The sequence below is a fragment of the Longispora urticae genome, assembly GCF_053902585.1.
The window spans coordinates 101303-127179 of the sequence record NZ_JAQZSH010000024.1; the positions used below are offsets into that span (position 1 = coordinate 101303).

Genomic DNA, 25877 nt, shown 5'->3' on the forward strand with positions numbered 1-25877 from the left:
GGCGGGTGCGGATCCTGGGCGCCGACGGCAGGGTGTGCGGCGGCGGAGTGCTCGTCGACCATGATCTGATCCTGACCTGCGCGCACGTGGTGACGGCCGCGCTGCGCGCCGACCCGGGGCCCGCGCTGCCCCGGACCTCGGTGCGGGTGGACTTCCCCGCGTTCAGCGGACTGACCCGGCAGGCGTGGGTCGCGGCGGGTGGCTGGCTGCCGATCGCCGCCGACGGCTCCGGCGACCTCGCCGTCCTCAAGCTCCAGGGCCCGGTGCCCGCGCAGGCGGCGGCGATCGGCGCGTGGACGGAGGTCGCCGAGGAGAGTGTCCGGGTGTACGGGCACCCGCGCCAGCTTCCCGAGGGCGTCTGGGCGCACGCCACCCTGAGCGGTACCGGGGGCCCGGGCGGGGAGCTGGTGCAGCTCATCGGCCGGTTGGAGGGGCGCAGGATCGAACGGGGCTTCAGCGGCTGCGGGGTGATGGACGCCGAGACCGGCGCGGTGGTCGGGATCGTGGTCGCCGAGGACGGCTCGGAGGGCTCGCGCAACGCGTGGATGCTCCCGATGGAACTGGCCTACCGGCTCGCGCCCCTGGCGGGACCGTCGGGCGCGCTGGAGCCGGCCCGCGACTACCTGGACGACCTGCTGCACGAACTGCAGTCGGTCCCCGGCCTCGACGACCGGGTCAACCGGGGCTACCTCGTGGACGAACTGGAGCGCGAACTGGACCGCCGGGTCGAGTTCACCAGCAGCGACCACACGGCCCGCGACCTGCTGCAACTGCTGCGCGGCTGCCTGGAGGACCCGGACGGCGAGGCCCTCGACGCGCTGGTCCGGGCGCTGCGCCGGCTCTACCGGGGCCACCCCGGGGTCCGCCGGATCGCCGAACTCGCCCAGGAGCGGCCCCTGCTGCTCCGCCCGGAACGCCAGCGCCTGATCCGGACCCTCGGCCGGCTCGGCCCCGACCTGGTCACCCGGTCGGTGCGCAGCGCGTTGGGGCCACTCGGCGTCGGGCACCACCTCGACCCGGCCGACGTCGGCGGCGTCGTGGACGAACTCGCCGAGCTGGGCCGGCCCCTGCTGCTGTTCCTGCTCCGGGTCGCCGAGCAGTGCGACCAGGCAACGGCCGACGAGCTGCGCGAGCACTACGCCCGGTGCGCGCGCCGGCTCGGGATGGCGGACCGCGAGATCGACCGGCTCCGGGTGTCCGAGCCCTTCCGTCCGGCCACCCCGCGCCGGACCTACGTGGTGGTCGAACTGCACGAGTACTTTCCGAATCCGGAGAAGTACCTGCTCGCGGTGTGGCTACAGCACGACACGGGCGACGGGGACCGGCCGTTGCGCACGGGGGACGGCGAGCCGCTGAGCCTCGCCGAGCTGCCCGGCAAACTGAGCGAACTGCTCCGCGAGCTGGCGTCGGCGAGCCTGGAGGCGCTGGGCGAGCTGACCATCGAGTTCGTGCTACCCGACGAGTTGCTCAGCCACCCCGTCGACCAGTGGAAGGTGACCCCGATGGGCTTCCCCCGGGAACTGGGGATGGAGTACCCGGTGGTCGTCCGCAGCCTGGAACGGGTCCGCAACTCCCTGACCCGGGGCCGCTGGAGACGACGCTGGTCGTGGCTGCAGAGCAACGGCGGGCACATCTCGGCCGTGCAGTGGCTGCACCTGGGTGCCGTCGACCAGGCGATGCTGCTCGCGGACCTGCGGATCAGCGGCGACGACCACCCGGTGTGCCTGGTGCTGTGCGGGCAGCCGGGCACCGACGAGGCGCTGAAGAAGGCGATCGCCGCGGTCCTGGAGGCCGGGGTGCCGGCGGTGCTGTGGTGTCGCGACGACCGGACCGCGAAACGGTTCGAGGACGAGACGACCGTGATGCTCGGCGGCCGGGAGGTGCTCGACCTGCCGATGCTCGTCCTGAGGCACCGGCAGGACGCCGTGCGCCGCGGCCGGCCGACGGAGCACCTCGGGCTGCACCTGTCCCTGTTGTGGGAGGACGCCGAGCGGTTGCCGCCGGCGGGCCGCCGGTGAGAAGAGAGGGCCGATGACGGAGACAGCACGCGAGGCGCTGGGGGAGTCCGAGCGGGACTGGCGGATCTACCGGGGCAACGGCCGGCCGCACACGGACATCGACCAGCTGCCGGCCCCGCCGCGCTGGCGGCAGTTCGTCGGCGGTCCGCTGGTCGCCGAGACCCCGCCGCTCGACGGTGCGGAGGCGGGAGAGCGGGCCCGGTCCTATCAGGCCGGCGACGAGGTCATCGAGATGGTGAACGCCGCCCTGTACCTGCGCCGGCCGCTGCTGGTCACGGGCAAGCCCGGTACGGGCAAGTCGAGCCTCGCGCACAGCATCGCCTACGAGCTGGGCCTCGGCCCGGTGCTGGCCTGGCCGGTGACCAGCCGCACCACCCTCTCCGACGGCCTGTACCGCTACGACGCGATCGGCCGCCTCCAGGACAGCGGCGCCGACGTCCCCGACATCGGCCGCTACCTGAGCCTGGGGCCGCTGGGCACGGCGCTCCTGCCCCGCCACCGGCCCCGGGTGCTCCTGGTGGACGAGCTGGACAAGAGCGACATCGACCTGCCCAACGACCTGCTCAACGTCTTCGAGGAGGGCCGGTACGAGATCCCCGAACTCGCCCGGCTCCCCGCCGACCACGCCGAGGTGGACGTCATGACGGCGGACGGCGGGGACCGGGTGCGGATCTCGCACGGCAGGGTCCGGTGCCGGGCGTTCCCGATCGTGGTGATCACCAGCAACGGGGAGCGCGAGTTCCCGCCGGCCTTCCTGCGCCGGTGCGTGCAGCTGACGATCGCGCCGCCGGACAAGGACAGGCTGCTGCGGATCGTGACGGCGCTGCTCGGCCCCGAGGTGGCGGCCGACAGCGAGGAGCTGGTCGACGCGTTCCTGGAGCAGCGGTACCGCAGCGAGGTCGCCACCGATCAGCTCCTCAACGCGATCTACCTCGTCACCTCGGGCATCCGGCCGCCGGAGGCCACCCGCGAGCGGTTGCGGGCGGCTCTGCTGCGACCCCTCGACCAGACGGGCTCGGGATGATCGAACGGCTGCTGGCGGCGCTGGACGCCGCGTCCCTGGAGCTGACGCCCACGGAGGTCGCCGAGACCCTCTGGCTGGCCGAGTTCCTGCCGGAGGGTCAGGCTCTCTGGCGGACCCGGCCGGCCCGGGAGGACATCCGGCCGCCGGCCACCGAGAAGATCAGCCAACCCGAGCCGGGTCCGCCGCGGGTCGAGGTGCCCGGCGAGACCGTGCCGCGGCCCCGGCCCGTCCGGCCGAAGCGGGGCGAGCTGGGCCAGGCCGCCGGGCTGTACCCGCCCGGCGACGGCCAGTCCCCGCCGAACTCCCCGGCGCTCACCACCCGGGTGCCGGCCGTTCCCGCGCTGCCCGGCGCGTTGGACATCTCCCGCGCGCTGCGGCCCCTGCGCTGGCGGGGTTCGTCCCGGCGGGACGGGATCCTGGACGAGGACGCGACGGCGGAGGCGAGTGCGGCGGCCGGCAACGGCAACTGGCTCCTGCGGTACGCGGCGGCGCCGAACCGGTGGCTCGACCTGGCCCTGGTCGTGGACGCCGGCCCCTCGATGGCGGTGTGGCAGCGCACGGTGGTGGAACTGCGCCGGGTGTTCGAACGGCTGGGCGCGTTCCGGGATGTCCGGACCTGGTACGCGCACCCCGGCGGCGACGGTCTCGCCCTCGGGCCCGACCCGGCGCGGGGCACGGCGGCCCGGAGCCCCGAGGAACTGGTGGACCCGACCGGCCGCAGGCTGGTGCTGCTGGTCAGCGACTGCGTGGGCCCTGCCTGGCGGAGCGGCGAACTGGGCCGCTGGCTGGAACTGTGGGGCCAGTCGGGGCCGGTCGCGATCGTCCAGCCGTTGCCGCAGCGGCTGTGGGACCGGTGCGTACCCGAGTTCTTCCGGGCGCATGTCGCGGCGGACCGGGCCGGGGTCGCCAACGCGGCGCTCGACGTCCGGCTGCGGGGAACGGTCGATCCGGCCCCCAAGGGGCTCGCGGTCCCGGTGCTGGAGCCGGAGGCGAGCTGGCTCGGGCCCTGGGCCGCGCTGGTGTCGGGCGCCCGGAGGGACGGCATGTGGGGGGCGGTCGTCTACACCGGGGCGCCGGTGCGCCCGGAGCAGGGGGAGCCGGGTCCGGAGCCCTCGGCGCTGGAGCGGGTCGCGGCGTTCCGGGCGACGGCGTCGCCGACCGCGTACGAGCTGATCCGGTGCCTGTCGGCCACGTCGCTGAACCTGCCGGTGATGCGGCTCGTCCAGAATCTGATGCTGCCCCGGTCCCGCCCCCAGCACCTGGCGGAGTTGCTGCTGGGCGACCTGATCCGCCCCGCGCCGGGCGTGACCGGCGGTCACCTCGCCGAGGAGGTCGGCTACGACTTCCAGCCCGGGGTCCGCGACGTGTTGCTGGAGACGTTGAACCGGCGGGACCGGTTGTACATCAACACCCGGGTCTCCGAGTACGTGATGAGCCACCTGGGGTCCACGCTGGACTTCCCGGCGTTGCTGGCCGGAGCGGTGAGCCCCGGCACCATCGACGACCGCAGCCGCCCGTTCGCGACCGTGACCCACACGGTGCTGCGGAGCCTGGGCGGACGCTACACCGACATCGCCGACCTGCTGGCCAAGGCGCTGTCGGAGTCACTGAATCCCCCCATCACGGAGAACAGGGATGGCGACATGACGGAGCAGGAGCCTGCGGCGGAGCAGCCGGCGGTCTGGGGCAGCAGCATCCCGCCCCGCAACCCCAACTTCACGGGCAGGGTGGAACTGCTGGTGGGCCTGCGTGACCAGCTCACCAGCAGGACCACGGCCCTGCTGCCGCACGCGTTGCACGGCCTCGGCGGGGTCGGCAAGACCCAGCTCGCCGTGGAGTACGTCTACCGGTACGCCTCCAGCTACGACCTCGTCTGGTGGGTGTCCGCCGAGCAGCCGGCGTTGGTCCGCCAGTCCCTGGCCGCGCTCGCCCCGAAGCTGGGTATCGCACCGAGCGAGGACGTGACCCGCACCCTGGAGGCCGTCTACGACGCGTTGCGCACCGGCAGGCCGTACCGCAACTGGCTGCTGGTCTTCGACAACGCCGACCAGCCGACCGACCTGCAGCAGTTCCTGTCGATCCCGGGCGGGCACGTCCTGATCACCTCGCGGAACTGGGGCTGGACCGGCTTCGCGTCGACCGTCGAGGTGGATGTGTTCAGCCGGGAGGAGAGCGTCGAGCTGCTCCGCCGCCGGTTGCGCACCGTGTCGGCGGAGGACGCCGGCCGGCTCGCCGAGGCGCTCGGGGACCTGCCGCTGGCCCTGGAACAGGCCGCGACCTGGCAGGCGGCGACGGGCACCCCGGTCGACGAGTACCTGGAGCTGCTGTCCGAACGGGTCGGCGTCCTGCTCTCGGAGGGTCTGCCGGGCAACTACCCGACCCCGGTGGCGGCGACCTGGGGCGTGGCGTTCGACCGGCTCAACGACCGGTCGCCGGCCGCCGCGCAGCTGCTCGAACTGTGCGCGTTCTTCGGTTCCGAGCCGATCTCGATCCGGTTGGTGCGCGCCGGCAGGTTCGCGAGCCTGCCGTCCCCGCTGGACATGGTGGTGCGGGACGACATCGCCCTGCGCGGCGCGATCCGCGAGATCGGGAAGTACGGCCTGGCGAAGGTCGACGCGGGCCGCAACAGCATCCTGATCCACCGGCTCGTGCAGGCCGTGCTCCGGGACCGGCTCAGCCCGGCGGAACGGGACGCGTACCTGGCCCGGGCGCACGAACTGCTCGCGGCGGCGAGCCCGGGCGACCCGACCGACGACCCGTCGGACTGGCCCCGGCACGTGGAACTGGCCCCGCACGTCATGCAGGCCGGGCTGATCGGCAGCACGTCGGAGGAGGCGCGCAAGGTGGTGCTGGACCAGATCCGGTTCCGGTACGTGCGCGGCGACTACGAGAGCAGCCGGGTGCTGGCGGAGGCGGCGTACGAGGACTGGCTGGACCGGCTGGGCCCCGACCACCAGCAGACCCTGGTCTGCGGCCGGCACCTCGCCAACGCCCTGCGGTCGGTGGGCCTGACCGGCAGGGCCCGCGAGGTGAACCGCGAGGTCCACACCCGGGCACTCGCGACACTGGGGCCGGACCACGAGCACACGTTGACGATCGCGACGAGCGTGGGCGCCGACCTGCGGCACGCCGGGGCCTGGTCGGAGGCGCTGGCCCTCGACGAGGACAACTGGGACCGGCACAAGCACACGTTCGGGGAGGGCGACCCGAACACGCTGCGCGCCGGCAACAATCTGGCCGTGGACCTGCGCCTCCTCGGCCGGTACGAGGACGCGCTCGCGGTCGAGCGGACCGTGGTCGACGGGCGCACGGAGGTGCTCGGCCCGGAGCACCCGGACACCCTGTTCTCCCGGAGTTCGTTCTCGCGGAACCTGTTCGGGCTGGGCCGGTTCCAGGAGGCCCGCGACATCCAGCAGCCGGTGCTGACCAGTCTGCGGGCCCGGCTCGGCCCGGACCACGCGAACGCGCTGATCGCGACGCGGATCCACTCGGTGACGCTGCGCTGGCTCGGTTCCTACGAGGAGGCCATGAGGATCGACGAGGACACCCTGGACCGTTACCGCCGCACCTACGGTGACGACCACTTCAACACGATCTGCACGATCATGTCCTACGCGAACTCATTGTTGCTGGTCAACGAGTTGGGCGCGTCGAGGGACATGGGAGAGGACGCCCTGGCCCGCTTCCGTCGGCTGTTCGGGGAGCACCATCCCTTCGTGTACGTGTCGATGACGAATCTGGCCGCCACGTTGCGCGCGTTGGGCGACTACGCGATGGCCCGCCGGTTGGACGAGCGGGCTCTGGCCGGCCTGCGGGACTCGCTGGGCGACACGCATCCGCACACCGAGTGTGTGGCGGTCAACCATACGAACAACCTCGCGCTGAACCGGGAGTACGCGCCCGCCAGGGAACTCGGCGAGGCGACCTTCGCCCGGATGCTGAGCGCCGGCGGCCCGCGGCACGCCGAGACGCTGGCCTGTGCGCAGAACCTGGCGATCGACCTGCGCTCGACCGGCGACCGCAACCGGGCCCGACAGCTCGCCGACGAGACGGCGAATCTCTACCGGGAGGTGCTCGGGGCCGCGCATCCGGTCACACAGTCGGCCGTGTCGGGCAAGCGCGCGTTCATCCTGGTGGAGCCGCCGGCGTTGTGACCGGCGGACATCCAGCGCAGCAGTGCCAGCGGATCCGGACCCGCGCCGGCCGGCGGCCGCAGCGCGCGGTGCACCGCCAGCAGGAGTTCGGGCGCCGGGAACGTGGCGCCCGCCGCGTGGCCCTCGGCCAGGACCAGTCCGGCCCAGTGCTCGGCCCGGTCCGGGTCCTCGAGCAGCAGGTCCCGGTAGCCGGCGGCGGCGGCGGGGTAGTCGGCGCGGGCGTGCGCCAGATCCGCCGCCGTGGCGCCGGGCACGAGGCGTGCCTGTTCCGCCGGGTCGACGCTGAGGCGGACGAAGCGGTCCGGATCGGCGATCCTGAGCCCGGTCAGGTCCCGACGCACATTGGGTACGAGGGCCCGCACGCCCGGCAGGGTCTCGGTGTCGACCGCGACCAGGTCGGGACGGTCCTCGCCCCGCGCGTACCGGGCCGCGAGCGTCGCCACCGCCGCGCGGTCGGGGCGCAGGTTGCGGAGCCGCCAGCCGATCTGGTGGTCCTCCGCCGCGTCCGCCGCGAGCGCCTCCGCCGTGTCGGGGACGGGTTCCCCGGTCTGCCACCGGTCCATGGTGTCGCGCATCCCGGCGAGCACGGCCCGGCCGGCCTCGGCCAGGTTCCCGGTGGCCAGCACGTCCAGCACCCGGCCGACCCGTTCCCGCCACCGGGCGAACTCGAACTGCGCGTACAGCCCGTCGGTGGCCCGGCGCACCCGCCAGAAGTCGGTCACCCCGAGGAACGCGTAGGCCCCGTGCAGCAGCCCGTCGAGCGGTCGGGGGTCGTCACGCCAGGGCGCGTAGTACAGGGCTTCGTCGGTGTGGTGCAGCGGGATCAGGTCCATGAGCGCGCCCAGCTTGGCGTGCTGGAACTCGTGGAGCACGGCGACCGCGAGCCCGGCCGCGTCGGACGGCGGGCTGAGCAGCACCGCCCCGAACGCGTCCATCGACGTCGCGCTGACCCCCCGGCTGGCCCCGTCGGCGCGCAGCGGGACGAGGACGCGCAGTCCGGCGGCGGCCGCCTCGGCGTACGGCCGGTGGTCGGTGACCAGCAGTTCCCAGCCGGCGCGCAGCCGGTCCCGCCAGACGGCCACCTCGTCGCGGGTCAGCCGGGGGGCGGCGCCGAGCCCGTGCAGGTCGCGGTACGGATCGAGGTCGTCGAGCACGACGTCGACGTCGAGTCCGCCCGCGCTGGCCCGTAGCCGCCACAGGGCCTCGACCGGACCGGTGCCCCCGCCCCCGGCCAGCTCCGCCAGGTCGTCCCGCGCCAGCGTCCCGGCCGGTCGCCGGCCCAGGGTCGGCAGGAACGCGGACCCGCCCCGGCCGGGCACCGCGATCCGGAAGTCCAGCCCGGCCCGGTGCGCGGCGACGGCGGCGACGGCGGCGGCGTACCCCGCGTCGACGGGGTCGAGGTCGTGACGGCGACGGACGCAGCGCCCGGCCCATCCGCCCACCCCGGGGTCGGCGAGCAGGTCCGTGACCGGGCCGGGGGCCGCCTCGTGCGCGGCGGCGAGCAGCTCGAACGCCTCGGCGGGCACCAGGGGTGCGAGCACGTGCAGCTGGTGCAGGCGCTTGCTGAGCTGCCCGGCCCGCAGGTGCCGCACGGTGGTGGCGTCGCCCTGACCGGCGGCGAGCAGGGCGAAGTCACGGCCGGGCAGCCGGTGGGGGACGGTCATGGCAACCTCGTCAGGGCGCGCAGGTCGGCCCTCAGCCGGCCGCTGATGTGGTCGATGAGCCGGCGCATGTCGGCGCAGTACACCGAGGGGTTGCGGAAGCCGCTGCCCGCCCGGTACCGGTGCGGATAGCAGCCCCCGCCGCACACGTCCCGCACCGGGCACCGCATGCACGTCGGCGACAGGGCGGCGAGCCCGATCTGCCGGGCGACCATCGCGGGGTGCCGCAGGGCAGCGTCGAAGGGGTGGTCGAACACGGACAGCCCGGTGTCCGGCGCGCCGTGGTAGGCGGCCTTGAGCGTGTCCACCTGTTCCACCGCGCCGTCGGTGTCGACCACCACCACGCCGGACGGGCTGAGTCCCACGACCTCGGTGCGGCTGGGCCGGCCGAGGACGAGCCGGATGATCTCGTCGAACAGTCGGATGTCGGTCTCCCACCGGGGCGCGTCGTACCAGCGGTCGAACACCCTGATCAGCCAGTCCGCGTAGGGCGCGCTGCCGTCGGCGGGGCGGCGGGGCGGCGGGGAACTCCACGTGCCGTGCGGCAGGAGCAGGTCCATCGCGGGCGGCCGGAACGCCAGCAGCGCCTCGTACGTGGCCACCGGGGGGTTCTCCAGGTCCACCGTGCACAGGAGCCCGGCGAACATGCCCGGCCGGGCGGCCAGCCGGTCGAGCGCGGCGACGACGGCGTGGTGGCTGCCGCGCCCGTTCGCGTACCGCCGGTGCCGGTCGTGGGCGACCTGGTCGCCGTCGAGGCTGAGGCCCACCGTGTAGCCGTGCGTGGCGAGCGTGTCGAGCAGGGCGTCGGTGAGCAGCACCCCGTTGGTCTGGACGCTCAGCGCGACCGTGGTGGCCGGGGGCAGCGCGGCCCGCAGCGCCGTCGCGGTCCGGGCCAGGGTGGCGGCCCCGGCGAGCAGGGGTTCACCGCCGTGCAGCACGACCCGGACGGAGCCCAGGCCGTGCGCGCGGACGTGCTCGCCGATCCGGGCGCAGGTGCGGTCGACGATCTCCGGCGACATCACGGTGGGCTTCGAGCGCCAGGTGGAGTCGCCGAGTTCGTAGATGTAGCAGTAGTCGCAGGCGAGGTTGCACCGGCTGTGCACCTTCACGACGAACTGCCGGAACGGCGTCGGACGCCAGCCGTCCGCCTCCAGCGCCGCGACGTCGAGGTGTTCGGGCCATTCGGTGCTCAGTGGCATGGGGGTCGTCAGAGTGCGGACTGGAACCCGGCGATCGCGTCCTGTGGTCGGTCGGCCTCGTCGAGCAGTCGGCGGAGGGACCGGGCGAGCACGGTGTCGTCCAACTGGCCCAGGTGTGCCAGGCGCACGGCTGTGAGGTCGAGCATGTCAGACTCGCGGTCGCTCGTGGCGTCCATCGGCAGAGCACCCTTCCCCGGTCTTGAGGGGGACCGCAGCACACTATGACTAAACCCAACGGCGAATTGTAACGCCGGCCAGGCCCTTTTCCTAGTTATCGGCACGCAACACGATAGTCGCGGGTCGGATGCGGCGCTGTCTGGTACAGGACCGGTCCTCAGTGGAACGCGATGTGTGAATGGCGGGTAAAATCGATCGATTCCTTTCTATTGCCTGTGATCTTCCGCGTCGCTATGTTCCAACCAACCGCCAGCGGCCAGCCGACCCCCCGGCAGGTCGACAGCGGTGGAATGAGGGAGGATTCCGTGGCTAGAACAGCACTGCGCATTCTGTCCCGTCTCGGCGTCGTTGCCGTGACCGGAGCACTCCTGGCGGGCGGCTTCACCGCGCCCAGCCAGGCCGCTGACCCGACCCCCACTGTCGTTGGCGGGACCCGGGCCGCCCAGGGCGAGTTCCCCTGGATGGTCCGCCTGTCGATGGGTTGCGGCGGCGCGATGTACACCGAGCAGATCGTGCTGACCGCGGCGCACTGCGTCAGCGGGACCGGCGCGAACACCAGCATCACCGCGACCTACGGCGTGGTCGACCTGCAGTCGACCAGCGCGGTCAAGGTCAACTCGAAGTACGTCCTGCAGGCCCCGGGCTACAACGGCACGGGCAAGGACTGGGCGCTGATCCAGCTGGCCTCGCCGATCACCGGTGCGTCGCTCCTCAAGCTGAACACCGACCCCGCCAACGACGCCGGCACGTTCGACATCATGGGCTGGGGCGCGGCCTCCGAGGGCGGCGCCCAGCAGCGCTACCTGCTCAAGGCCCAGGTGCCGTTCATCAACGACACGACCTGTAAGGCCGCCGGCGGCTCCTACAGTGGCCTGGTGGCCGCCGAGGAGATCTGCGCCGGGCTCACCCAGGGCGGCGTCGACACCTGCCAGGGCGACTCCGGTGGCCCGATGACGAAGGTCGTCAACGGCGTGCCGGTGCAGATCGGCATCGTCAGCTGGGGCGAGGGCTGCGCGCGGGCCGGCAAGCCGGGCGTGTACACCCAGGTCTCCTACTTCGCCGCGGCCATCAAGACCGCCGCTGACTCGCTCGGCGGCACTGTCCCGCCCGGCGGCTGTGGCAAGTCGTTCACCAACGCGACCGACGTGGCGATCGTCGACAACGCGACCGTGACCAGCTCCGTGGCGGCCTCCGGCTGCACCGGCAACGCGGCGGGCGCGTCCAAGGTCGCCGTCGACATCAAGCACACCTACCGTGGCGACCTGGTCATCCGGCTGCTCGCGCCGGACGGCACCAGCTACCTGCTGGAGGACATCACCAACAGTGACAGCGCCGACAACGTCATCAAGACGTACACGGTGAACCTGTCCAGCGAGGTCGCGAACGGCACCTGGAAGCTCTCCGTCCAGGATGTGGCCAGCCAGGACGTCGGCAAGATCGACAGCTGGACCATCACGGTCTAGCCCGCACTCCCCACCCCAGGCGCCGCCGCGACCCAGGTCCTCAGGTCGCGGCGGCGCTCTGCGCGCACCCGGCGCCGACCACAAGCCGCACCCGGCGCCCACCGGAACCGCCCAGCGCAACCGCCCACCGGAACCCGACCGTTACCCCCGGACGCAACCCGCCACCCCCCTCGGAACGTCTCCATACCGAGTATGTCGACTACGAGGGGAAGTACCCGCGTGCGCAGGCTTGTGCTCTTCGTGCTGGTCCTGGTCCTGGCCCTCCCGGTGGACGGGGTGCTGTGGCTGGTCGACGAGACCAGGGTCCCGCCCGAACCGGACCGACCCCAGGCCTCCACGGTGTACTACTCCGACGGCGTCACCGTCCTCGCCCGGATCGGCGTCGAGGACCGCTCCGACGTCCCCCTGGACCGGGTCCCCGGGCACCTGCGCCGGGCGGTGCTCGCGGCCGAGGACCGGGGCTTCGCCGAGCATCCGGGCGTGTCGGCGCGCGGCCTCGCCCGGGCCGCGTGGGTCAACGTCACGGACGGCGGCGGGGAGGGCGCGTCGACGATCACCCAGCAGTACGTGAAGAACGCCTACCTCACCCAGGCGCGGACCGCCGAGCGCAAGTCCCGGGAGATCATCCTGGCGCTCCGGCTCGAAGGGGCGCTGTCGAAGGACCAGATCCTGGAGCGCTACCTCAACACGATCTACTTCGGCCGGGGCGCGCACGGGGTGCAGGCGGCCGCGCTGGCGTACTTCGGGAAGTCGGTGGAGCGGCTGTCCCTGGAGGAGGGCGCGGTCCTGGCGGCGGCGATCAAGGATCCGAGCGGCTTCGACCCGGCCAACGACCGGGCGGAGGCGGAGGGCCGGTGGGCGTGGGTGCTGACGTCGATGACGGAGCTGGGCTGGGCGCCGGCGGAGCACGGCCCGTACCCGGCGACCCTGGGTCCGACCGGGCGCCCCGCCCAGCGCACCGGCCCCGTCGGGGTGATCGTCGACCGGGTCTCCGACGAGCTCGCCGGGGCGGGGCTCAGTGCCCAGCTGGTCCGGACGGGCGGCCTGCGGATCGTCACGACCATCGACGTGGCCGCCCAGCGGGCCGCCGAGGACTCCGTGGGCATGGCGGTGACGGGCGGGAACCGGGCGGCCGTGGTGTCGGTGGTGCCCGGCACCGGCGAGGTCCGCGCCTACTACGGCGGCCCGGACGGCTCGGGCTTCCTCGACACCGCCGCCCGGCCCCGCCCGCCGGGGGGAGCGTTCGCCCCGGTGCTGCTCGCGGCGGCCGCGCGGTCGGGGATCGGGCCGGGTTCGTTCTGGAACGGCGCGAGTCCGCGCACCTTCGCGGCCCGGGGCGTGCCGCTGGCCAACCGGGACGGCGCGACCTGCGGCCTGTGTCCGCTGGACGTGGCCGCGCGGATGGGGCTGGACACGGTGCTCTATCCGGTGGCGGAGCGGGTCGGGCCGCAGCGGATCGTGGATCTGGCCCGTGACCTGGGCGTCTCTCCGAAGTACGCGGGGGCGGCGAGCCTGGTGGACCAGCCGGGCGAGCCGATGCCGGGCCGGGCGCGCGCGGAGATCGGCCTCGGGTGGTACCCGGTCACCCCGGCGGACCTCGCCGACGTGTACGCGACCCTGGCCGCCGACGGCACGCACGCCGACCGGCACCTGGTCAGTTCGGTGACCTCGGCGGTGGGGGAGCGGATGCTGGGCAGCGCCACGGCGATGCACCGGGTGCTGCCGGTGGAGGCGGCCCGGGCGGCGGGGGTGGTCGGGGGCCCCTGGAAGGTCACCGGCCCCGACATCCGCAGGTTGGAGGCCACGGCGGACCCCGAGGCCCGCCGGCGCGCGGAGCTGGCGGCCGAGGCCGGCAGGCTCGAGGGGGCGGCCCCCTGGTCGGGGGAGGTCCGGTGGCGGGAGACGGCGGACAGCTCGGACGTGTGGGCGGCCGGCGTGGGCGGCGGACTGGCCACGGTGGTCTGGGTGGGTACGGCGGTCCCCGGCCCGGTGCGGGTCGGCACGACGCGGGCCCGGCCGGACCTGCCCGCGGGGGTGTGGCGCGCGGTGTCGTCCGCCTACCGGGCGGCCCCCGGGGAGAAGATTCCCGGTCTGCCGGAAATGAGCCCGGTGCCGGCGCTCTCCCCGGCGAGCCCGACAAGCGTGAATATGCCCTGATGGGGGCGTAGTCGCCGGCCCGCTGTCATCCGACGTCCACGCCCCCCGACCCGGTTCGGGCGAAATGTTGATCGTACTGCACCGTAGCGATCATCCGTCCCTTCTGAGTAGCGTCATCCCTACGGTCCGTGCTCCGGAAGTAGGTCGATGTTGGTCCGGTGTTGGTCAGCCGGGGTCGACCGGTCGACGAAGACGCGAGGTCCACGATGGATGGTGAGACGTTCGGGCAGGCTCTGCGCCGGCTGCGCACGCAGGCGGGGTACTCCCTGCGCCAGCTCGGGGTCGCGACCAGCTTCGACTACACCTACATCGCGCACGTCGAGCACGGCCGCCAGCCCGGTTCGCTGCGCCTGGCGGAGCGCTGTGACCGGGCGCTGTCGGCCAACGCGGAGTTGATCTCCATCTATCGCGGTCAAGCGGCGGGCGTGGATAGAATTCCGGGGAGCAACGTCGGCGACTGGAGTGAGATGCTGCGGCGCACGTTCGTCATCGGAGCGGCGGCCACGGCCGCCGGGCTCGCCGACATCGATCCGGGGCTCGTCCGACCGGAGTCCGGGGAGCGGGTCGGAGCCGAGGCCCTCGTCCACCTGCGGGACGTGGCGGCCGGCTACCGGCGGTCGTATCGTTCGGTGCCCTCCTCGGAGCTGGTGCCCGCCGCGCGCGCCCACCTCGACCTGGCCGTGTCGCTCCGGCCGGCCGAGCAGCCGCCGGAGATCCGGACCGCCCTGGTCCGCACGATCGGGGAGATGGCCGCGCTGACCGGGGTGCTGCTGATGATGGACCTGGGCTGGCAGGAGGCCGCCCTGCCCTATCTGGACCTGGGCTGGCGCGCCGCCCGGGCGCTCGACGACCCGGAGTTGCAGGCCGTGGTGCTCGGCGGGAAGAGCTTCGCCGTGTCCTACGGCGCGGGCCGGCACCGCGACGGCCTGGAGTACGCGACGCTGGCCTGCGAGCTGGCCGCCACCGGCGCCTCGTGGGAGACCCGGGCCTGGGTGTCGGCCGTGGCGTCGGAGCGGTGCGCCTCGCTGCGCGACGAGCTGGGCTGCCGCGAGCACCTGGCCCGGGCCCGCAACGCCCTGGACCGGGTGCCCGACGACGACACGGCCTGGCTGGGGCTGGGCGGGTTCAACCACGACAAGCTGCTGGCGTACGAGGGCGGTGACCTGGTCCGCCTCGGGCGGTACCGGGAGGCGGAGCCCCTGCTCGACTCCGCGATCGACCGGTTCGACGACTCGATGGCCCGGCACCGGTGCACCGCGCTGCTCGACCGGGCGGAGGCGCGGTTCGGGGCCGCCGAGGTCGACGGGGCCTGCACCGACGCGCTCGCGGCCCTGGGGCTCGCGTCGCAGGTGCAGCACGCGCAGAACCTCAGCCGGCTCGACCGGCTGTCCCGCCGGGCCCTGGCCACCGGTGCGGCGTCCGGGCGTTCCCTGCGCCGGGAGCTCATCGCCGTCAAGGCCGAATCCCTCGCCGCGAAGGGCGATCCATGACCGTGCTCCCCTCAGCACTGATCCTCGACTTCGGTGGGGTCCTGACCACCGACTTCTGGGCCTGCCTCCGGGCCTTCGAGCACCGGGAGGGGCTCGCCCCGGGCGCCCTGGTCGACCTGGTCACCCGGGACCCGGCCGGCCACCGGCTGATCTGCGACCTGGAGCAGGGCGCGATCGGCCAGGCGGAGTTCGAGCGGGAGGCCGGCGCCCGGCTGGGGGTGGACCCGGACGGCCTGTTGGCCCGGATGGCCGCCGACCTGCGCCCCGACGAGCGGATGCTCGCCGCCGCCGCGGAGCTGCGGGCCGGCGGGGCGAAGCTCGCGATCCTGTCCAACTCGTGGGGTTCGGACTACTTCGACCCCTACGCGCCGTGGCACCTCGACGACCGGGCCGACGTGGTGGTGATCTCCGACCGGGTCGGTCTGCGCAAGCCCGACCCGAGGATCTTCGCGCTCACCGTGGACCGGCTGGGCCTGCCGGCCGGTTCGTGCGTCTTCGTGGACGACATCGCCGCCTACCTGGAGCCGGCCGCCGCCCTGGGCATGCGGGTCGTGCACCACACGGACGCGGACCACACCATCCCGGCGCTGCGCGCGGCTTTCCGGGCATAACCCCTTCGACGGGTACGGCGGAGCCGGGTGCGCGGGCGCCCGACCAGCGCGAACACGCCCGGAACCACCATCGCGAGACAGATCAGGAGAACCCGGCGCGCGGCGTACCCCTCTGGTGGATCTGGCATTGGTCCTGCGTGGACAGCCGGTTACATTGACTCCCCAGAGGAGGCCACGTGTCCATACTGTGCGTTGAGGACTACCAGCCGATCGCCCGTGATCGGCTCACCCCCGAGGTCTGGGACTTCGTCGACGGTGGCAGCGGCGCCGAGCGCACCCTGGCCGCCAACCGGCAGGCGTTCGCGGACCTGGCGCTGCGGCCCCGGGTCCTCGTCGACGTGTCCGACCCCGATCCCCGGACCACCCTGCTGGGCGCCGCGCTGGCCACCCCGGTGGCGGTGGCCCCGACCGCGTACCACCGGCTGATGCACCCCGAGGGGGAACTCGCCACGGCGCGCGGCGCGGGCGCGGCCGGGGCGCTGTTCGTGGTGAGCATCTTCGCCAGCCAGCCGCTGGAGGAGATCGCGAAGGAGGCGTCGGGCCCGCTGTGGCTCCAGCTGTACTGGCTGCGCCGCCGCGACGTGCTCGCCGACCTGGTCGCCCGCGCGGAGGCGGCCGGCTACGGCGCCCTCGTCCTGACGGTCGACGCCCCCCGGATCGGCCGCCGGCTCCGCGACCAGCGCAACGGCTTCGCGGTGGACCCGTCGGTGCGGGCCGTGAACCTGGAGGCCGAGCTGATGGCAGCCACCCACGAGCGCACCGAGGGCGGCTCCGCGCTGGACAGGCACGCGGTGGAGACCTTCGACACGACCGTGACCTGGGCGGACCTGGCCTGGCTGCGCGGCCTGACCCGGCTGCCGCTGGTCCTGAAGGGCATCCTGACCGCCGAGGACGCCGCCCTGGCCTGCGAGCACGGCGTGGACGCGGTCGTGGTGTCCAACCACGGCGGCCGCCAGCTCGACACGGCCGTGGCCAGCCTGCGCGCCCTGGAGGAGGTCGTCGCCGAGGTCGCGGGCCGGATCCCGGTCCTGGTCGACGGCGGGATCCGGCGGGGCACCGACGTGTTCTGCGCCCTGGCCCTGGGCGCGGACGCCGTCCTGCTCGGCCGCCCGGTGCTGTGGGGCCTCGCGGCCGACGGCGCCGACGGGGTGGCCGGGGTGCTCGACCTCGTCACCGAGGAGCTCCGGCACACGATGGCGCTGGCCGGCCGGCCGCGCCTGGCCGACATCGACCGGACGGCGGTGACCCCGTGGAACTGAGCCGAGAAGCCCTGCACGTGTCGATCTCGGACCCGGTGTCCGCGTCGATGAACTTCCTCAACGAGGTCGCCGGCCGGTTCCCGGACGCGATCTCCCTCGCCGCGGGCCGCCCCTACGAGGGCTTCTACGACGTCTCCGACGTGCACAAGTTCCTCGACGTGTACACCGACCACCTCGCCGCACGGGGCCGGACGCCGGACCAGGTGCGCGGGGCCCTGATGCAGTACGGCCGGACGAACGGGCAGATCCACGACCTGATCGCCCGGCTGCTCGCCACCGACGAGGGCATCGACGTGCCGGCCGAGGCGGTCGCCGTGACCGCCGGCTGCCAGGAGGCCATGGTCATCGCGCTGCGCGGCCTGTGCGCGGGGCCCGAGGACGTCCTGCTCGCCGTCGAGCCGTGCTACGTCGGGATCACCGGCGCGGCCCGGCTGCTCGGCATCGAGGTCGTCCCGGTACCGGAGTCCCCGGACGGCGTGGACCCGGAGGCGGTGGCGGCGGTGGCCCGGGCGGCGCGGGCGCGCGGACTGCGGCCCCGGGCGCTGTACACGGTGCCGAACTTCTCCAACCCGTCCGGCGTCTCGGTCAGCCTCGGGATCCGCCGCCGGCTGCTGGAGGTGGCCGCCGCCGAGGACCTGCTGATCCTGGAGGACGACCCGTACGGCCTGTTCGGCCTGTCGGACGCGCCCACCCCGAGCCTGAAGGCACTGGACACCGACCAGCGGGTGATCTACCTCGGCTCGTTCGCGAAGTCGGTGTTCCCGGGCGCGCGGGTCGGGTTCCTGGTCGCCGACCAGACCGTGGTCGACGCGGCCGGCCGGCGCACCCTGCTGGCGACCGAGCTGTCGGCGATCAAGAGCATGCTGACCGTGAACACGTCCCCGATCGCGCAGGCGGTGATCGGCGGCGTACTCGTCGAGTCGCACTACAGCCTGCGCACCGCGAACCGGGACAAGATAGCGTTCTACCGGCGCAATCTGGAGACGACTCTGGCGGCGCTCGACCGGTGTTTCCCGGAACCGGCGCGCACGGAACGCGGCATTCGGTGGAATGTGCCGGATGGCGGATTCTTCGTGGTGGTCGACGTTCCGTTCCGGGTGAATGAGGATGTGCTGGAGTATTCCGCCCGGGAGTTCGGCGTGCTGTGGACCCCGATGAGTTTCTTCTATGTCGACGGCGGGCAGCACGCCCTGCGGTTGTCGTGCAGCTGGCTGACCCCGGCGGAGATCGAGGAGGGGGTCAGGCGGCTCGCCGCGCTGGTCGAACACGAACTCGCCTCTTGACGACCGTCCTGTGTGGAGCGATGCTTGTGCCTGCAGGTGCACTTTCCACAACCGAAAGGAGAGCCGTCATGGCTCGTCGTGAGGTCACCCCCGGGTCCTTCGAACTCAACTTCGAGGTCGGGGTCGGCAGCTTCGAGATCAACTTCGAGGTAGAGGTCGGCGGCGCCCGCACGCGGACGCTCTAATACATATAGCGCGAAACGAAAGGGCTCCCGGTCTCGACCGGGGGCCCTTTCGTTGTCCGTCCGACACCTCGGTGGGCGGTTTGAAAGGCTACGCCGAGCGTGGTCGGGTTGGGTGTCATTGAAAGTCTCACAATGGTCCAACGTCGCCGTCCACTGTTGACACGGTTCCCTTGTGGATGGATGCTGAACCGGCGACCTGGAGTTACGTGCCGGGTCGGTCGAGGTGTTTCCCGTCGTGTAACGGCATTGCAGTGATCGAGCTGTGTCACTCAGTGGCCACCCTGACGCGGGGACTGTCGAGACCGGGTCGGCAGTCGGGTCGTGTTGTGCAGTGTTCTGAAAATGACTATGAGAGGAGAGTCTCATGACTCGCTTTGAAATTGAGCCGAACATCGCCTTCGCCGAGATCGAGCCGAACGTGGCCCTGCAGTTCGAGGTCGAGCCGAACCAGGTTCTGCAGTTCGAGGTCGAGCCGGGCCAGCGCGAGCTCGCGTTCTAAGACTCGCCTCTGTGCGTTGAGAACGACCGATGGGGCCCCGCGGTAGCGGGGCCCCATCGCCTCTGCGTCGCAACCCCCTGAGGGGGTAGTGGTCTCCGTGGGGCCGGCCGGTTGGGAGGCCGGCCCCACGGACTGTTCCGGGCCGGGAGGCCCGGGACCGAGGTCCCGGGAGCCGGTCAGGCCGGCGCGAACCAGGCGCGCAGCTGGTCGGCGGCCTGCGCCATCGCCCGCTTCCCGCCGTCGAGCGTGCCGGACATCGCGAAGAAGCCGTGCACCATCCCGTCGTACCGGGTCAGCTCCGTGGGGACCCCGGCCTGCCGGAGCCGCTCGGCGTACTGCTCACCCTGGTCGCGGATGGGGTCGTACTCGGCCGTGATCACCAGCGCGGCGGGCAGCCCGCTGAGGTCCTCGGCGCGCAGGGGTGACGCGAGCGGGTCGCGGCCCTGCTCGGGGTCCGTCAGGTAGTGCTTCCAGTACCAGGACACGGACGTCTGGTTGAACAGCCACGGGTCGGTGTTCTCCCGCAGCGACGCGGTGTCGGAGAAGTAGTCGGTGTTCGGGTAGACCAGGAGCTGGCCGACCAGGGCCGGGCCGCCGCGCTCGCGGGTGAGCAGGGTGACCGCCGCGGCGAGGTTGCCGCCCGCGCTGTCGCCGCCGACGGCGATCCGGGCCGGGTCCGCGTCGATCTCTTTCGCATGGGTATCAATCCACCGGAGTGCCGCGAAACAGTCCTCGATCGCACCGGGGAACTTTGTTTCCGGTGCGAGGCGGTATCCGATTGTCACGACCATGCAGTCGGCCGCATTCGCGAGGGCCCGGCAGATACCGTCCGAGGTGTCGATGCTACCCAAAGTCCAACCGCCGCCGAAGAAATACGTCAGCGTGGGGAATGGTCCGGGGCCTTCGGGACGGTAGATCCGGATCGGGAGCGCGCCGCCCGGACCGGGAATCGTCATGTCAATGACCTCGTGCACCGGTTCGGGATCGCCGCCGGACGCCCGGATTGAGGCGAGATCTGCCTCTCGCGCCTCTTCGAGAGACAACGTGTAGAGCTGCGGAGTACTGTTCCGCATCCTTTGGGTGCGCATGTCCTGCACTTGTGGATCGAGCGGCACGGGGGTCTCCTCCACGGGGTCGGTGGAAGGTGACAGTACACAGCGGATAGTGACCGGTAAAGCCGCATTGCCTGCCTGCTATCGGTGTACCTGGGTGGATTCGCACACCACCCGGGCTTCCTTTACATTAATGTAGGTCGATTTGAACTGACGGATCGTAAACGAAGGCCTCGTTCATATCCACTATTGCCGGACGGAGAAATCCGTTGGTACGCTGCGCACCAATGGTGATCGGGTCCAGTTTGGATTTAGGATCTCCGGCAACGAAAGTCCAGAGTGTGCATACCGGATAAGTAGATGAATGTCACTGTGGTGCACGGGCTGGTCAATCAAGATCAGCGGTTTTTCGTGTACCCGGAGTGCGTCACGAGAGGCACGGAGTTTCGATGACCGACAAGGGATCTCGGGGCGTGGAGTCCGTGGTCGGCCCCGAGTGGGTCGACGAGGTCTTACTCGCCGGCGACGACAGCGAAATCTGTCTTGTTCTTGACAGTCCCATTGATCGGATCACTCTCCGCCGGCTCGTCGGCGAGCGGCAGGCCCGGCTCGCGGCCTCCGGGCTGTCCCGGGGCGGCTCCGTGGCGCTCCGGCTGCCGCCCTCACTGTCCTATGTGGTAAATCTACTCGCCGCGTGGCGAATCGGGGCACAGGTGACACTCCTGGACCACCGGTTGACCGCCCACGAGATCGACCGGGCCCTCGAACGGGTGCTGCCCCAGGTCGTCGTCGCCCCGGAGAAGGTCAGCGGGGGAGCGCTCCGCGCGTTCGTGGACGTGGTCGAGTCGGTGCACCCCTACCCGGGGCGGCCCGCGACCACCGACCACGCCGTGATCCAGCTCAGCTCCGGCTCCACCGGCCCGTCCAAGGTGATCGGCCGCACCGCCGCGAACCTGGTGGCCGAGATCGAGCGGTACACCCGGATCGACGGGGTGCCGCTGCCCGGCGAACGGGTCGTGCTGCTGGCCTCGATGGTGCACGTGCTGGGCCTGGTCGGCGGCCTGCTGTACGGCCTGCACGCCGGCGTCGAGCTGGTCCTCCCCGGCCGGATGACCGTCGACGGCATCCTGAAGGCGGTCGCCGCCGGGGACGCCCCGACCACCCTGATCGGCGTGCCCTTCCACATCGAGCTGCTCGCCTCGACGAACGAGCCGCCGAAGCTTCCCCAGCTCAAGCGCATGACGACCGGCGGGGAACTGGTCCGCGCCGAGGTGTCCGCCGCGTTCGTGGGCCGCTACGACGCGATCCTCGGCAACATGTACGGCATGACCGAGGTCGGGGTGATCGGCACCGACCTGTACGGCGCGCACCGGCCCTCGATCCGCCCCGCGCCCGGCATCGAGGTCGCCGAGCGCGACGGCGAACTGTGGATCGGCATGCCCGCCTCGCCCTACCTCGGCCTGTCCGACCCGACCCGGTGGGTCGACGGCTGGCTGTGCACGAAGGACGCCGGCAGCGTCGACCCGGCCACCGGCCTGGTCACGGTGCGCGGGCGCAACGACTCACAGGTGTCGGTCGGCGGCCTCAAGGTCGACCTGACCGAGGTCGAGCACACCCTCGCCGCGCTGCCCGGGGTCGCCGCCGCCGTGGTGGTGCACGCCGCCGGGATCGAGGCGTACGTGCAGCTCGGCGACCCGTCCGCCGCCGCCGGACTGGAGGGCGCCATCGCCGAGCGACTGGCGCCGTTCAAGCGGCCCAAGACCCTGCACCTCGTCCGCGAGCTGCCCCGGACCGCGACGGGCAAGCTCGTCCGGGACGCGGCGCAGCTGCGTGGGGCGGCTCCGGCCGACGAAGCCTGATCTGCGGACCGTCCGAGATCTACCCGTACAGAAGGAAGTAACCCAATGAGCACCGACATTCGTGAGTTCGTGGTGAAGGCCCTCGAAGAGATGAACTACGACGTCGAGGGCCTCGACGACGAGACCACGCTCGGCCCGGCCGGCGTGGACCTGGAGTCCCTGGCGCTGGCCGAGCTGGCCGTGCGGGTCGAGGAGCAGTACGGCGTGAAGTTCAACGAGGACGAGTCGGAGCGGATGGCCGTCATGACGGTCGGCGAGTTCTCGGCCTTCGTCGGCTCCCGGGTGGCGGCGTGACCCTGCCGGCCCCTGAGCGCGGCGACGTCGTCGCCATGCTCGCCAGCTACGGCAACCGCCCGGTGGAGGCGGTCGCCGAGCGGATCGACTCGCTCGAACTGGCGTGGCTCGTCCACCAGGTCGAGCAGCGCTACGAGGTCGAACTCGACCTGGACGATGACAGTCTGGCCCAAATGTCCACAATAGATAGAGCGGTGGGCGTCCTCCGGGACGCCCTGGCGGAGATCTGAGATGACTGACACCGTGGAGCGGAACGTCCGGGACGGCCGGGGGGTGCTGGTCACCGGCATGTCCGTGGCCAGCGGCTACGGCCGGGGCCTGGACCCGCTCCTGGCCGGCGTGCTCGCCGGCACGCCGGCCTTCGCGCCGGTCGGACGGTTCGACGTGTCGGGCCGTCGGGTGACGGTCGCGGCGGCGATGCCGGGAACGCCGTCGTTGTCGGAGGACCTGGTGGCCGCGGTGTCCTCGGCCACCGGGGACGCCGGGCTGGCGGCGGAGTCGCTCCCCGACACCCCGCTGCTGCTCGCCGTGCACGCCGACCCCGACCAGGCCCGGATCGAGCCCGGTCGGCGGTGGGAGTGGTCGGCGGCGGCCCTCGCCCGCGGCGTCGCCCGGCGCGCGGGCCTCGGCGACCCGCTGCGGGTGTACACCAGCGCGTGTGTCGCCGCGAGCACCGCCGTCGCCGACGCGGCGGCCCTGATCTCCCTCGGCCGGTACGACCGCCTCGTGGTCGCCGCCGGCTACCTGGTGGACGCCGACCAGTTCGCGTTGTTCGACGCGGGCCGGGCGCTGGCCACCGACGGCCGGGTCCGCCCGTTCAGCGCGGGCCGGACCGGGCTGCTGCTCGGCGACGGGGTGGCCGCCGTCGTGCTGGAGTCGGCCGCCGCCGCACGGGCCCGGGGCGCGCACCCGCTGGCCAGGCTCGCGGGCTGGGGCCGGGCCGGCGACGCGTACCACGTGTGCCAGCCGCGCCCGGACGGCACCGGGATGGCCCGGGCGATCGGGGCGGCCCTCGACCGGGCCGGCATCCCCGCGTCCGAGGTCGGCTACGTCAACGCGCACGGCTCCGGTACCGGCTTCAGCGACGTGTCCGAGACGGCGGCCCTGCGCCTCGCCGGGCTCGGGGGCACGCCGCTCAGCTCCACCAAGGCGCTGCACGGCCAGGCCCTCGAAGCCTCCGGGCTGCTGGAACTCGTGCTCACCGTCGCGGCGGTCCGGGCCGGGCAGCTGCCCACCAACGCCGGCTTCCTCGGCCCGGACGAGGAGTGCGCGCTCGACCTGATCCTCGACGCGCCCCGGCCGCCGAAGACGCCGTACGCGCTGAGTCTCAACGCGGCGTTCGGCGGCGCGAACACGGCACTGCTGGTGGAGGCGCTATGAGGACGCTGGAAGTACTCGCCGAGGTCGTCTGGCCGGCCGACGAGAAGCCGACCCAGATCGCCGGGTTCGTGGCCTCCTCGTTCAGCCCGTTGGCGGCGGGGGCGGCGGAGCGCTGCCTGGCCCGGTACCCCCATGAGGGTCTGGGTCGCACCGCGGTCGTGATCGTCAGCACCAGCGGGGACCTGGGCACCGCCACCGGGGTCGCGACGGCCGTGGACGCCGCGAAGCGGGTCGGCCCACTGCTGTTCTTCCAGTCGGTGCCCAACGCCGTCGCCGGCCACATCGCGGCCCGCTGGGGTCTCACCGGCCCCGTGGTGTCCGTGTGCCCGCTGGGCGAGCCGCTGGAGGACGGGCTGGAACTCGCCGCACTGCTCATCGAGGACGGCGACGCCGACTCGGCACTGATCGTGCACGTCGAACAAGAACCGGACAGCGCGCAGGCCGTGCTCGTGCGTGGAGGAGAACAACAGTGACTGTCAAGAGCATCCGGGGCGCGCTCGCCGCCGACCCCGGCATCGGCGCCGGTAACGTCCTGGCCACGGTGCTCGCGCACGGGGTGGACCGCGACGGGCCCGGCCTGACGTTCGACACGGACGTCGACGGCCACCCGGCCTGGCAGCAGATGAGCATCGGGCTGCTCGACGAGCGGGTCGCCGCCCGGGCCGCCTGGCTGCACGCGCACGGCGTGGGCCGCCGGGACGTCATCGCCGTCTGGACCAGCACCGCCGCGGACCACATCCTCACCTTCCTGGCCCTCAACCGGCTCGGCGCGATCCCGGCCCTGATCAACGGGAACCTGTCGGGGGAGATCGCGGCCGAGTACATCCGCCGGCTGCGGGCCAGCGGGGTGCTGACCGACGCGGCCCACCGCGAGTTGCTCGGCACAGCTGAGTTGAACGCTCCCCACCTCGGCGATCTGTCTGAGTTGGGCACCGGTGACCCCTCCGCGGCCCCCGAGCCCTACCGGCACCACCAGGACGACCCGATCGCGATCACGCACTCGTCGGGTACGACCGGCCTGCCGAAGGCCGTGGTCGCCTCGCACAGCAGCCTGTTCGCCGCCACCCGGCACCTGCTGACCATGCCGCAGGCCCAGGGCGTGAACCGGATCCTCAACGCGCTGCCCGCCCCGCACACGGCCACGATCCTCATGGTCAACCAGGCGCTCGGCAACCGGGCGGAGTTCCTGGCCCTGTCCTCGCAGGCCGGCCCGTACGTGCTCGACGCGATCGAGAACTGGAAGCCCGCCGGGGTGTTCGGGTTCGCCGTCACCTGGTCGGAGCTGAGCAAGATCGACCTGGCGAAGCACGACCTGGACTCCGTGCGGATCTGGTTCAACACCGGCGACTGCGCGCACGAGGCGCACATCCGGCCCCTGGTCGCGGTCGGCTCGCACGACACCGTGACCCGGCAGGGCAAGGTCCGGGTGCCCGGCTCCCGGTTCATCGACGGCCTCGGGTCCACCGAGATGGGGCACTCGATGTTCCACGTCACGCACGGCACGGACACGGAGAAGTACGGCCGGTGCATCGGCCGCCCCTACCTGTTCGCCGACATCGCGGTCCTCAACCTCGACGGCGACCTCCTCGGCCCCGGCGAGGTCGGCCACCTGGGCGTGAAGTCCCCGACCCTGGCCCCCGGCTACTGGAACGACTCGGTCACCACGTACCGGTCCCGGCTCAACGGCTACTACCTGACCGGCGACCTGGTGTACCGCGACGAGGCCGGCTCCTACTACCACATGGACCGCGCTATCGACTCGGTCGAGCTGCCCGACGGCGGCTACCTGCACACCTCGATGTCGGAGGAGCGGATCCTGGCCGCGTGCGCGGACGTGCGCGACTGCACCGTGGTCGCGGTCCGCGAGGGCGACGAGGTCGTCACCGACGTGCTGGTCGTGCTCGCCGCCGACGCGGACCCGGAGGCCGACCGGACCGACCGGGTCCGGGCCGCGCTCGGGGAGCGGGTCGGCGCGACGCTGCGGAAGGTCGTGGTGGTCCGCGAGGAGGACGTCCCGACCGGGGCGACCGGCAAGGTCCGCAAGCTCGTGCTCCGGGAGCGGCACCTCGCGGAGTTGAACGCATGAGCGGGCGTCAGCGGGCGACCAGGGGA

Annotated in this window: 20 protein-coding genes; 16 read left to right on the forward strand and 4 right to left on the reverse strand. The window is 72.6% G+C overall.

The features are described 5' to 3' along the window. Window positions 1-5: 5 nt before the first annotated feature. Genes PT931_RS15325 through fxsT form a run of 3 tightly spaced genes read left to right on the forward strand, consistent with a single transcriptional unit; the run spans window position 6 to window position 7196 of the window. Window positions 6-2018, forward strand: a complete 2013-nt coding sequence (locus tag PT931_RS15325) for a VMAP-C domain-containing protein (RefSeq protein ID WP_456246408.1) — start codon at window positions 6-8, stop codon at window positions 2016-2018. A 13-nt stretch (window positions 2019-2031) separates the two neighbouring features. Next, entirely contained in the window at window positions 2032-3042 is a 1011-nt protein-coding gene (locus tag PT931_RS15330; protein ID WP_456246409.1) for an AAA family ATPase, read from the forward strand. Beyond that, the gene (gene fxsT / locus PT931_RS15335; protein WP_456246410.1) at window positions 3039-7196 is read left to right on the forward strand and encodes an FxSxx-COOH system tetratricopeptide repeat protein; all 4158 of its coding nucleotides are present in this window, start codon (window positions 3039-3041) and stop codon (window positions 7194-7196) included. Before PT931_RS15330 ends, fxsT begins: the two co-directional genes overlap by 4 nt. Here fxsT and PT931_RS15340 read toward each other — a convergent pair. The 3 genes from PT931_RS15340 to fxsA are packed head-to-tail and all read right to left on the reverse strand — an operon-like array spanning window position 7103 to window position 10232. After that, a complete protein-coding gene (locus PT931_RS15340) occupies window positions 7103-8860 on the reverse strand; it encodes an HEXXH motif domain-containing protein (RefSeq protein WP_456246411.1) in 1758 nt (585 codons plus the stop codon). The genes fxsT and PT931_RS15340 overlap by 94 nt on opposite strands. Next, window positions 8857-10056 carry an FxsB family cyclophane-forming radical SAM/SPASM peptide maturase gene (locus tag PT931_RS15345; RefSeq protein WP_456246412.1) on the reverse strand — a complete coding sequence of 400 codons (1200 nt, stop codon included), beginning with the start codon at window positions 10054-10056 and terminating at the stop codon, window positions 8857-8859. Before PT931_RS15345 ends, PT931_RS15340 begins: the two co-directional genes overlap by 4 nt. Before the next feature lie 8 nt (window positions 10057-10064). Beyond that, window positions 10065-10232, reverse strand: coding sequence for an FxSxx-COOH cyclophane-containing RiPP peptide (fxsA, locus tag PT931_RS15350; RefSeq protein ID WP_456246413.1), 168 nt, complete (start codon window positions 10230-10232; stop codon window positions 10065-10067). Between the two features lie 306 nt (window positions 10233-10538). Here fxsA and PT931_RS15355 point away from each other — a divergent pair, with 306 nt between their 5' ends. The 7 genes from PT931_RS15355 (at window position 10539) to PT931_RS15385 (ending at window position 19180) form a co-directional block, all read left to right on the forward strand. Continuing rightward, entirely contained in the window at window positions 10539-11696 is a 1158-nt protein-coding gene (locus PT931_RS15355; RefSeq protein ID WP_456246414.1) for a trypsin-like serine protease, read from the forward strand. A gap of 219 nt (window positions 11697-11915) precedes the next feature. After that, a complete protein-coding gene (locus tag PT931_RS15360; RefSeq protein WP_456246415.1) occupies window positions 11916-13853 on the forward strand; it encodes a transglycosylase domain-containing protein in 1938 nt (645 codons plus the stop codon). Window positions 13854-14059: 206 nt separating this feature from the next. Beyond that, window positions 14060-15343, forward strand: a complete 1284-nt coding sequence (locus PT931_RS15365) for a helix-turn-helix domain-containing protein (RefSeq protein WP_456246416.1) — start codon at window positions 14060-14062, stop codon at window positions 15341-15343. Further along, a complete protein-coding gene (locus PT931_RS15370) occupies window positions 15340-15954 on the forward strand; it encodes an HAD family hydrolase (RefSeq protein ID WP_363728644.1) in 615 nt (204 codons plus the stop codon). The genes PT931_RS15365 and PT931_RS15370 overlap by 4 nt, the downstream gene beginning before the upstream one ends. Window positions 15955-16136: 182 nt before the next feature. After that, a complete protein-coding gene (locus PT931_RS15375) occupies window positions 16137-17213 on the forward strand; it encodes an alpha-hydroxy acid oxidase (RefSeq protein WP_456246437.1) in 1077 nt (358 codons plus the stop codon). Then, a complete protein-coding gene (locus tag PT931_RS15380; protein ID WP_456246417.1) occupies window positions 17204-18496 on the forward strand; it encodes an aminotransferase-like domain-containing protein in 1293 nt (430 codons plus the stop codon). Before PT931_RS15375 ends, PT931_RS15380 begins: the two co-directional genes overlap by 10 nt. Window positions 18497-19045: 549 nt before the next feature. Continuing rightward, window positions 19046-19180, forward strand: coding sequence for a hypothetical protein (locus PT931_RS15385; RefSeq protein WP_363728641.1), 135 nt, complete (start codon window positions 19046-19048; stop codon window positions 19178-19180). Window positions 19181-19356: 176 nt separating this feature from the next. Here the strand turns inward: PT931_RS15385 and PT931_RS15390 are convergent, their stop codons facing one another. Next, on the reverse strand, window positions 19357-20268 hold the full coding sequence (locus PT931_RS15390; protein WP_456246418.1) for an alpha/beta hydrolase: 912 nt from the start codon (window positions 20266-20268) through the stop codon (window positions 19357-19359). 413 nt (window positions 20269-20681) lie between these two features. On the opposite strand from PT931_RS15390, the gene PT931_RS15395 reads away from it, so the two are divergent. The 6 genes from PT931_RS15395 to PT931_RS15420 are packed head-to-tail and all read left to right on the forward strand — an operon-like array spanning window position 20682 to window position 25851. Then, window positions 20682-22091 (forward strand): class I adenylate-forming enzyme family protein, encoded by a 1410-nt coding sequence (locus PT931_RS15395; RefSeq protein ID WP_456246419.1) that lies wholly within the window; start codon window positions 20682-20684, stop codon window positions 22089-22091. Between the two features lie 45 nt (window positions 22092-22136). After that, window positions 22137-22385: an acyl carrier protein gene (locus tag PT931_RS15400; RefSeq protein WP_197007839.1), complete on the forward strand. Its 249-nt coding sequence runs from the start codon at window positions 22137-22139 to the stop codon at window positions 22383-22385. Between the two features lie 35 nt (window positions 22386-22420). Next, window positions 22421-22615, forward strand: coding sequence for a hypothetical protein (locus PT931_RS15405; protein WP_456246438.1), 195 nt, complete (start codon window positions 22421-22423; stop codon window positions 22613-22615). 1 nt (window position 22616) lies between these two features. Further along, a complete protein-coding gene (locus PT931_RS15410) occupies window positions 22617-23765 on the forward strand; it encodes a beta-ketoacyl synthase N-terminal-like domain-containing protein (protein WP_456246420.1) in 1149 nt (382 codons plus the stop codon). Continuing rightward, on the forward strand, window positions 23762-24238 hold the full coding sequence (locus PT931_RS15415) for a beta-ketoacyl synthase chain length factor (RefSeq protein ID WP_456246421.1): 477 nt from the start codon (window positions 23762-23764) through the stop codon (window positions 24236-24238). The genes PT931_RS15410 and PT931_RS15415 overlap by 4 nt, the downstream gene beginning before the upstream one ends. Next, window positions 24235-25851 (forward strand): class I adenylate-forming enzyme family protein, encoded by a 1617-nt coding sequence (locus tag PT931_RS15420; protein WP_456246422.1) that lies wholly within the window; start codon window positions 24235-24237, stop codon window positions 25849-25851. Before PT931_RS15415 ends, PT931_RS15420 begins: the two co-directional genes overlap by 4 nt. Window positions 25852-25877: the final 26 nt, after the last annotated feature.

What these genes read in the sequence shown, in the direction of transcription:
- PT931_RS15330 (WP_456246409.1), top strand. Translation starts at nt 2,032, where the DNA reads ATGACGGAGACAGCACGCGAGGCGCTGGGGGAGTCCGAGCGGGACTGG.
- fxsT (WP_456246410.1), top strand. Translation starts at nt 3,039, where the DNA reads ATGATCGAACGGCTGCTGGCGGCGCTGGACGCCGCGTCCCTGGAGCTG.
- PT931_RS15340 (WP_456246411.1), bottom strand. Translation starts at nt 8,860, where the DNA reads ATGACCGTCCCCCACCGGCTGCCCGGCCGTGACTTCGCCCTGCTCGCC.
- PT931_RS15345 (WP_456246412.1), bottom strand. Translation starts at nt 10,056, where the DNA reads ATGCCACTGAGCACCGAATGGCCCGAACACCTCGACGTCGCGGCGCTG.
- fxsA (WP_456246413.1), bottom strand. Translation starts at nt 10,232, where the DNA reads ATGGACGCCACGAGCGACCGCGAGTCTGACATGCTCGACCTCACAGCC.
- PT931_RS15365 (WP_456246416.1), top strand. Translation starts at nt 14,060, where the DNA reads ATGGATGGTGAGACGTTCGGGCAGGCTCTGCGCCGGCTGCGCACGCAG.
- PT931_RS15370 (WP_363728644.1), top strand. Translation starts at nt 15,340, where the DNA reads ATGACCGTGCTCCCCTCAGCACTGATCCTCGACTTCGGTGGGGTCCTG.
- PT931_RS15385 (WP_363728641.1), top strand. Translation starts at nt 19,046, where the DNA reads ATGACTCGCTTTGAAATTGAGCCGAACATCGCCTTCGCCGAGATCGAG.
- PT931_RS15390 (WP_456246418.1), bottom strand. Translation starts at nt 20,268, where the DNA reads ATGCGCACCCAAAGGATGCGGAACAGTACTCCGCAGCTCTACACGTTG.
- PT931_RS15395 (WP_456246419.1), top strand. Translation starts at nt 20,682, where the DNA reads ATGACCGACAAGGGATCTCGGGGCGTGGAGTCCGTGGTCGGCCCCGAG.
- PT931_RS15400 (WP_197007839.1), top strand. Translation starts at nt 22,137, where the DNA reads ATGAGCACCGACATTCGTGAGTTCGTGGTGAAGGCCCTCGAAGAGATG.
- PT931_RS15405 (WP_456246438.1), top strand. Translation starts at nt 22,421, where the DNA reads ATGCTCGCCAGCTACGGCAACCGCCCGGTGGAGGCGGTCGCCGAGCGG.
- PT931_RS15410 (WP_456246420.1), top strand. Translation starts at nt 22,617, where the DNA reads ATGACTGACACCGTGGAGCGGAACGTCCGGGACGGCCGGGGGGTGCTG.
- PT931_RS15415 (WP_456246421.1), top strand. Translation starts at nt 23,762, where the DNA reads ATGAGGACGCTGGAAGTACTCGCCGAGGTCGTCTGGCCGGCCGACGAG.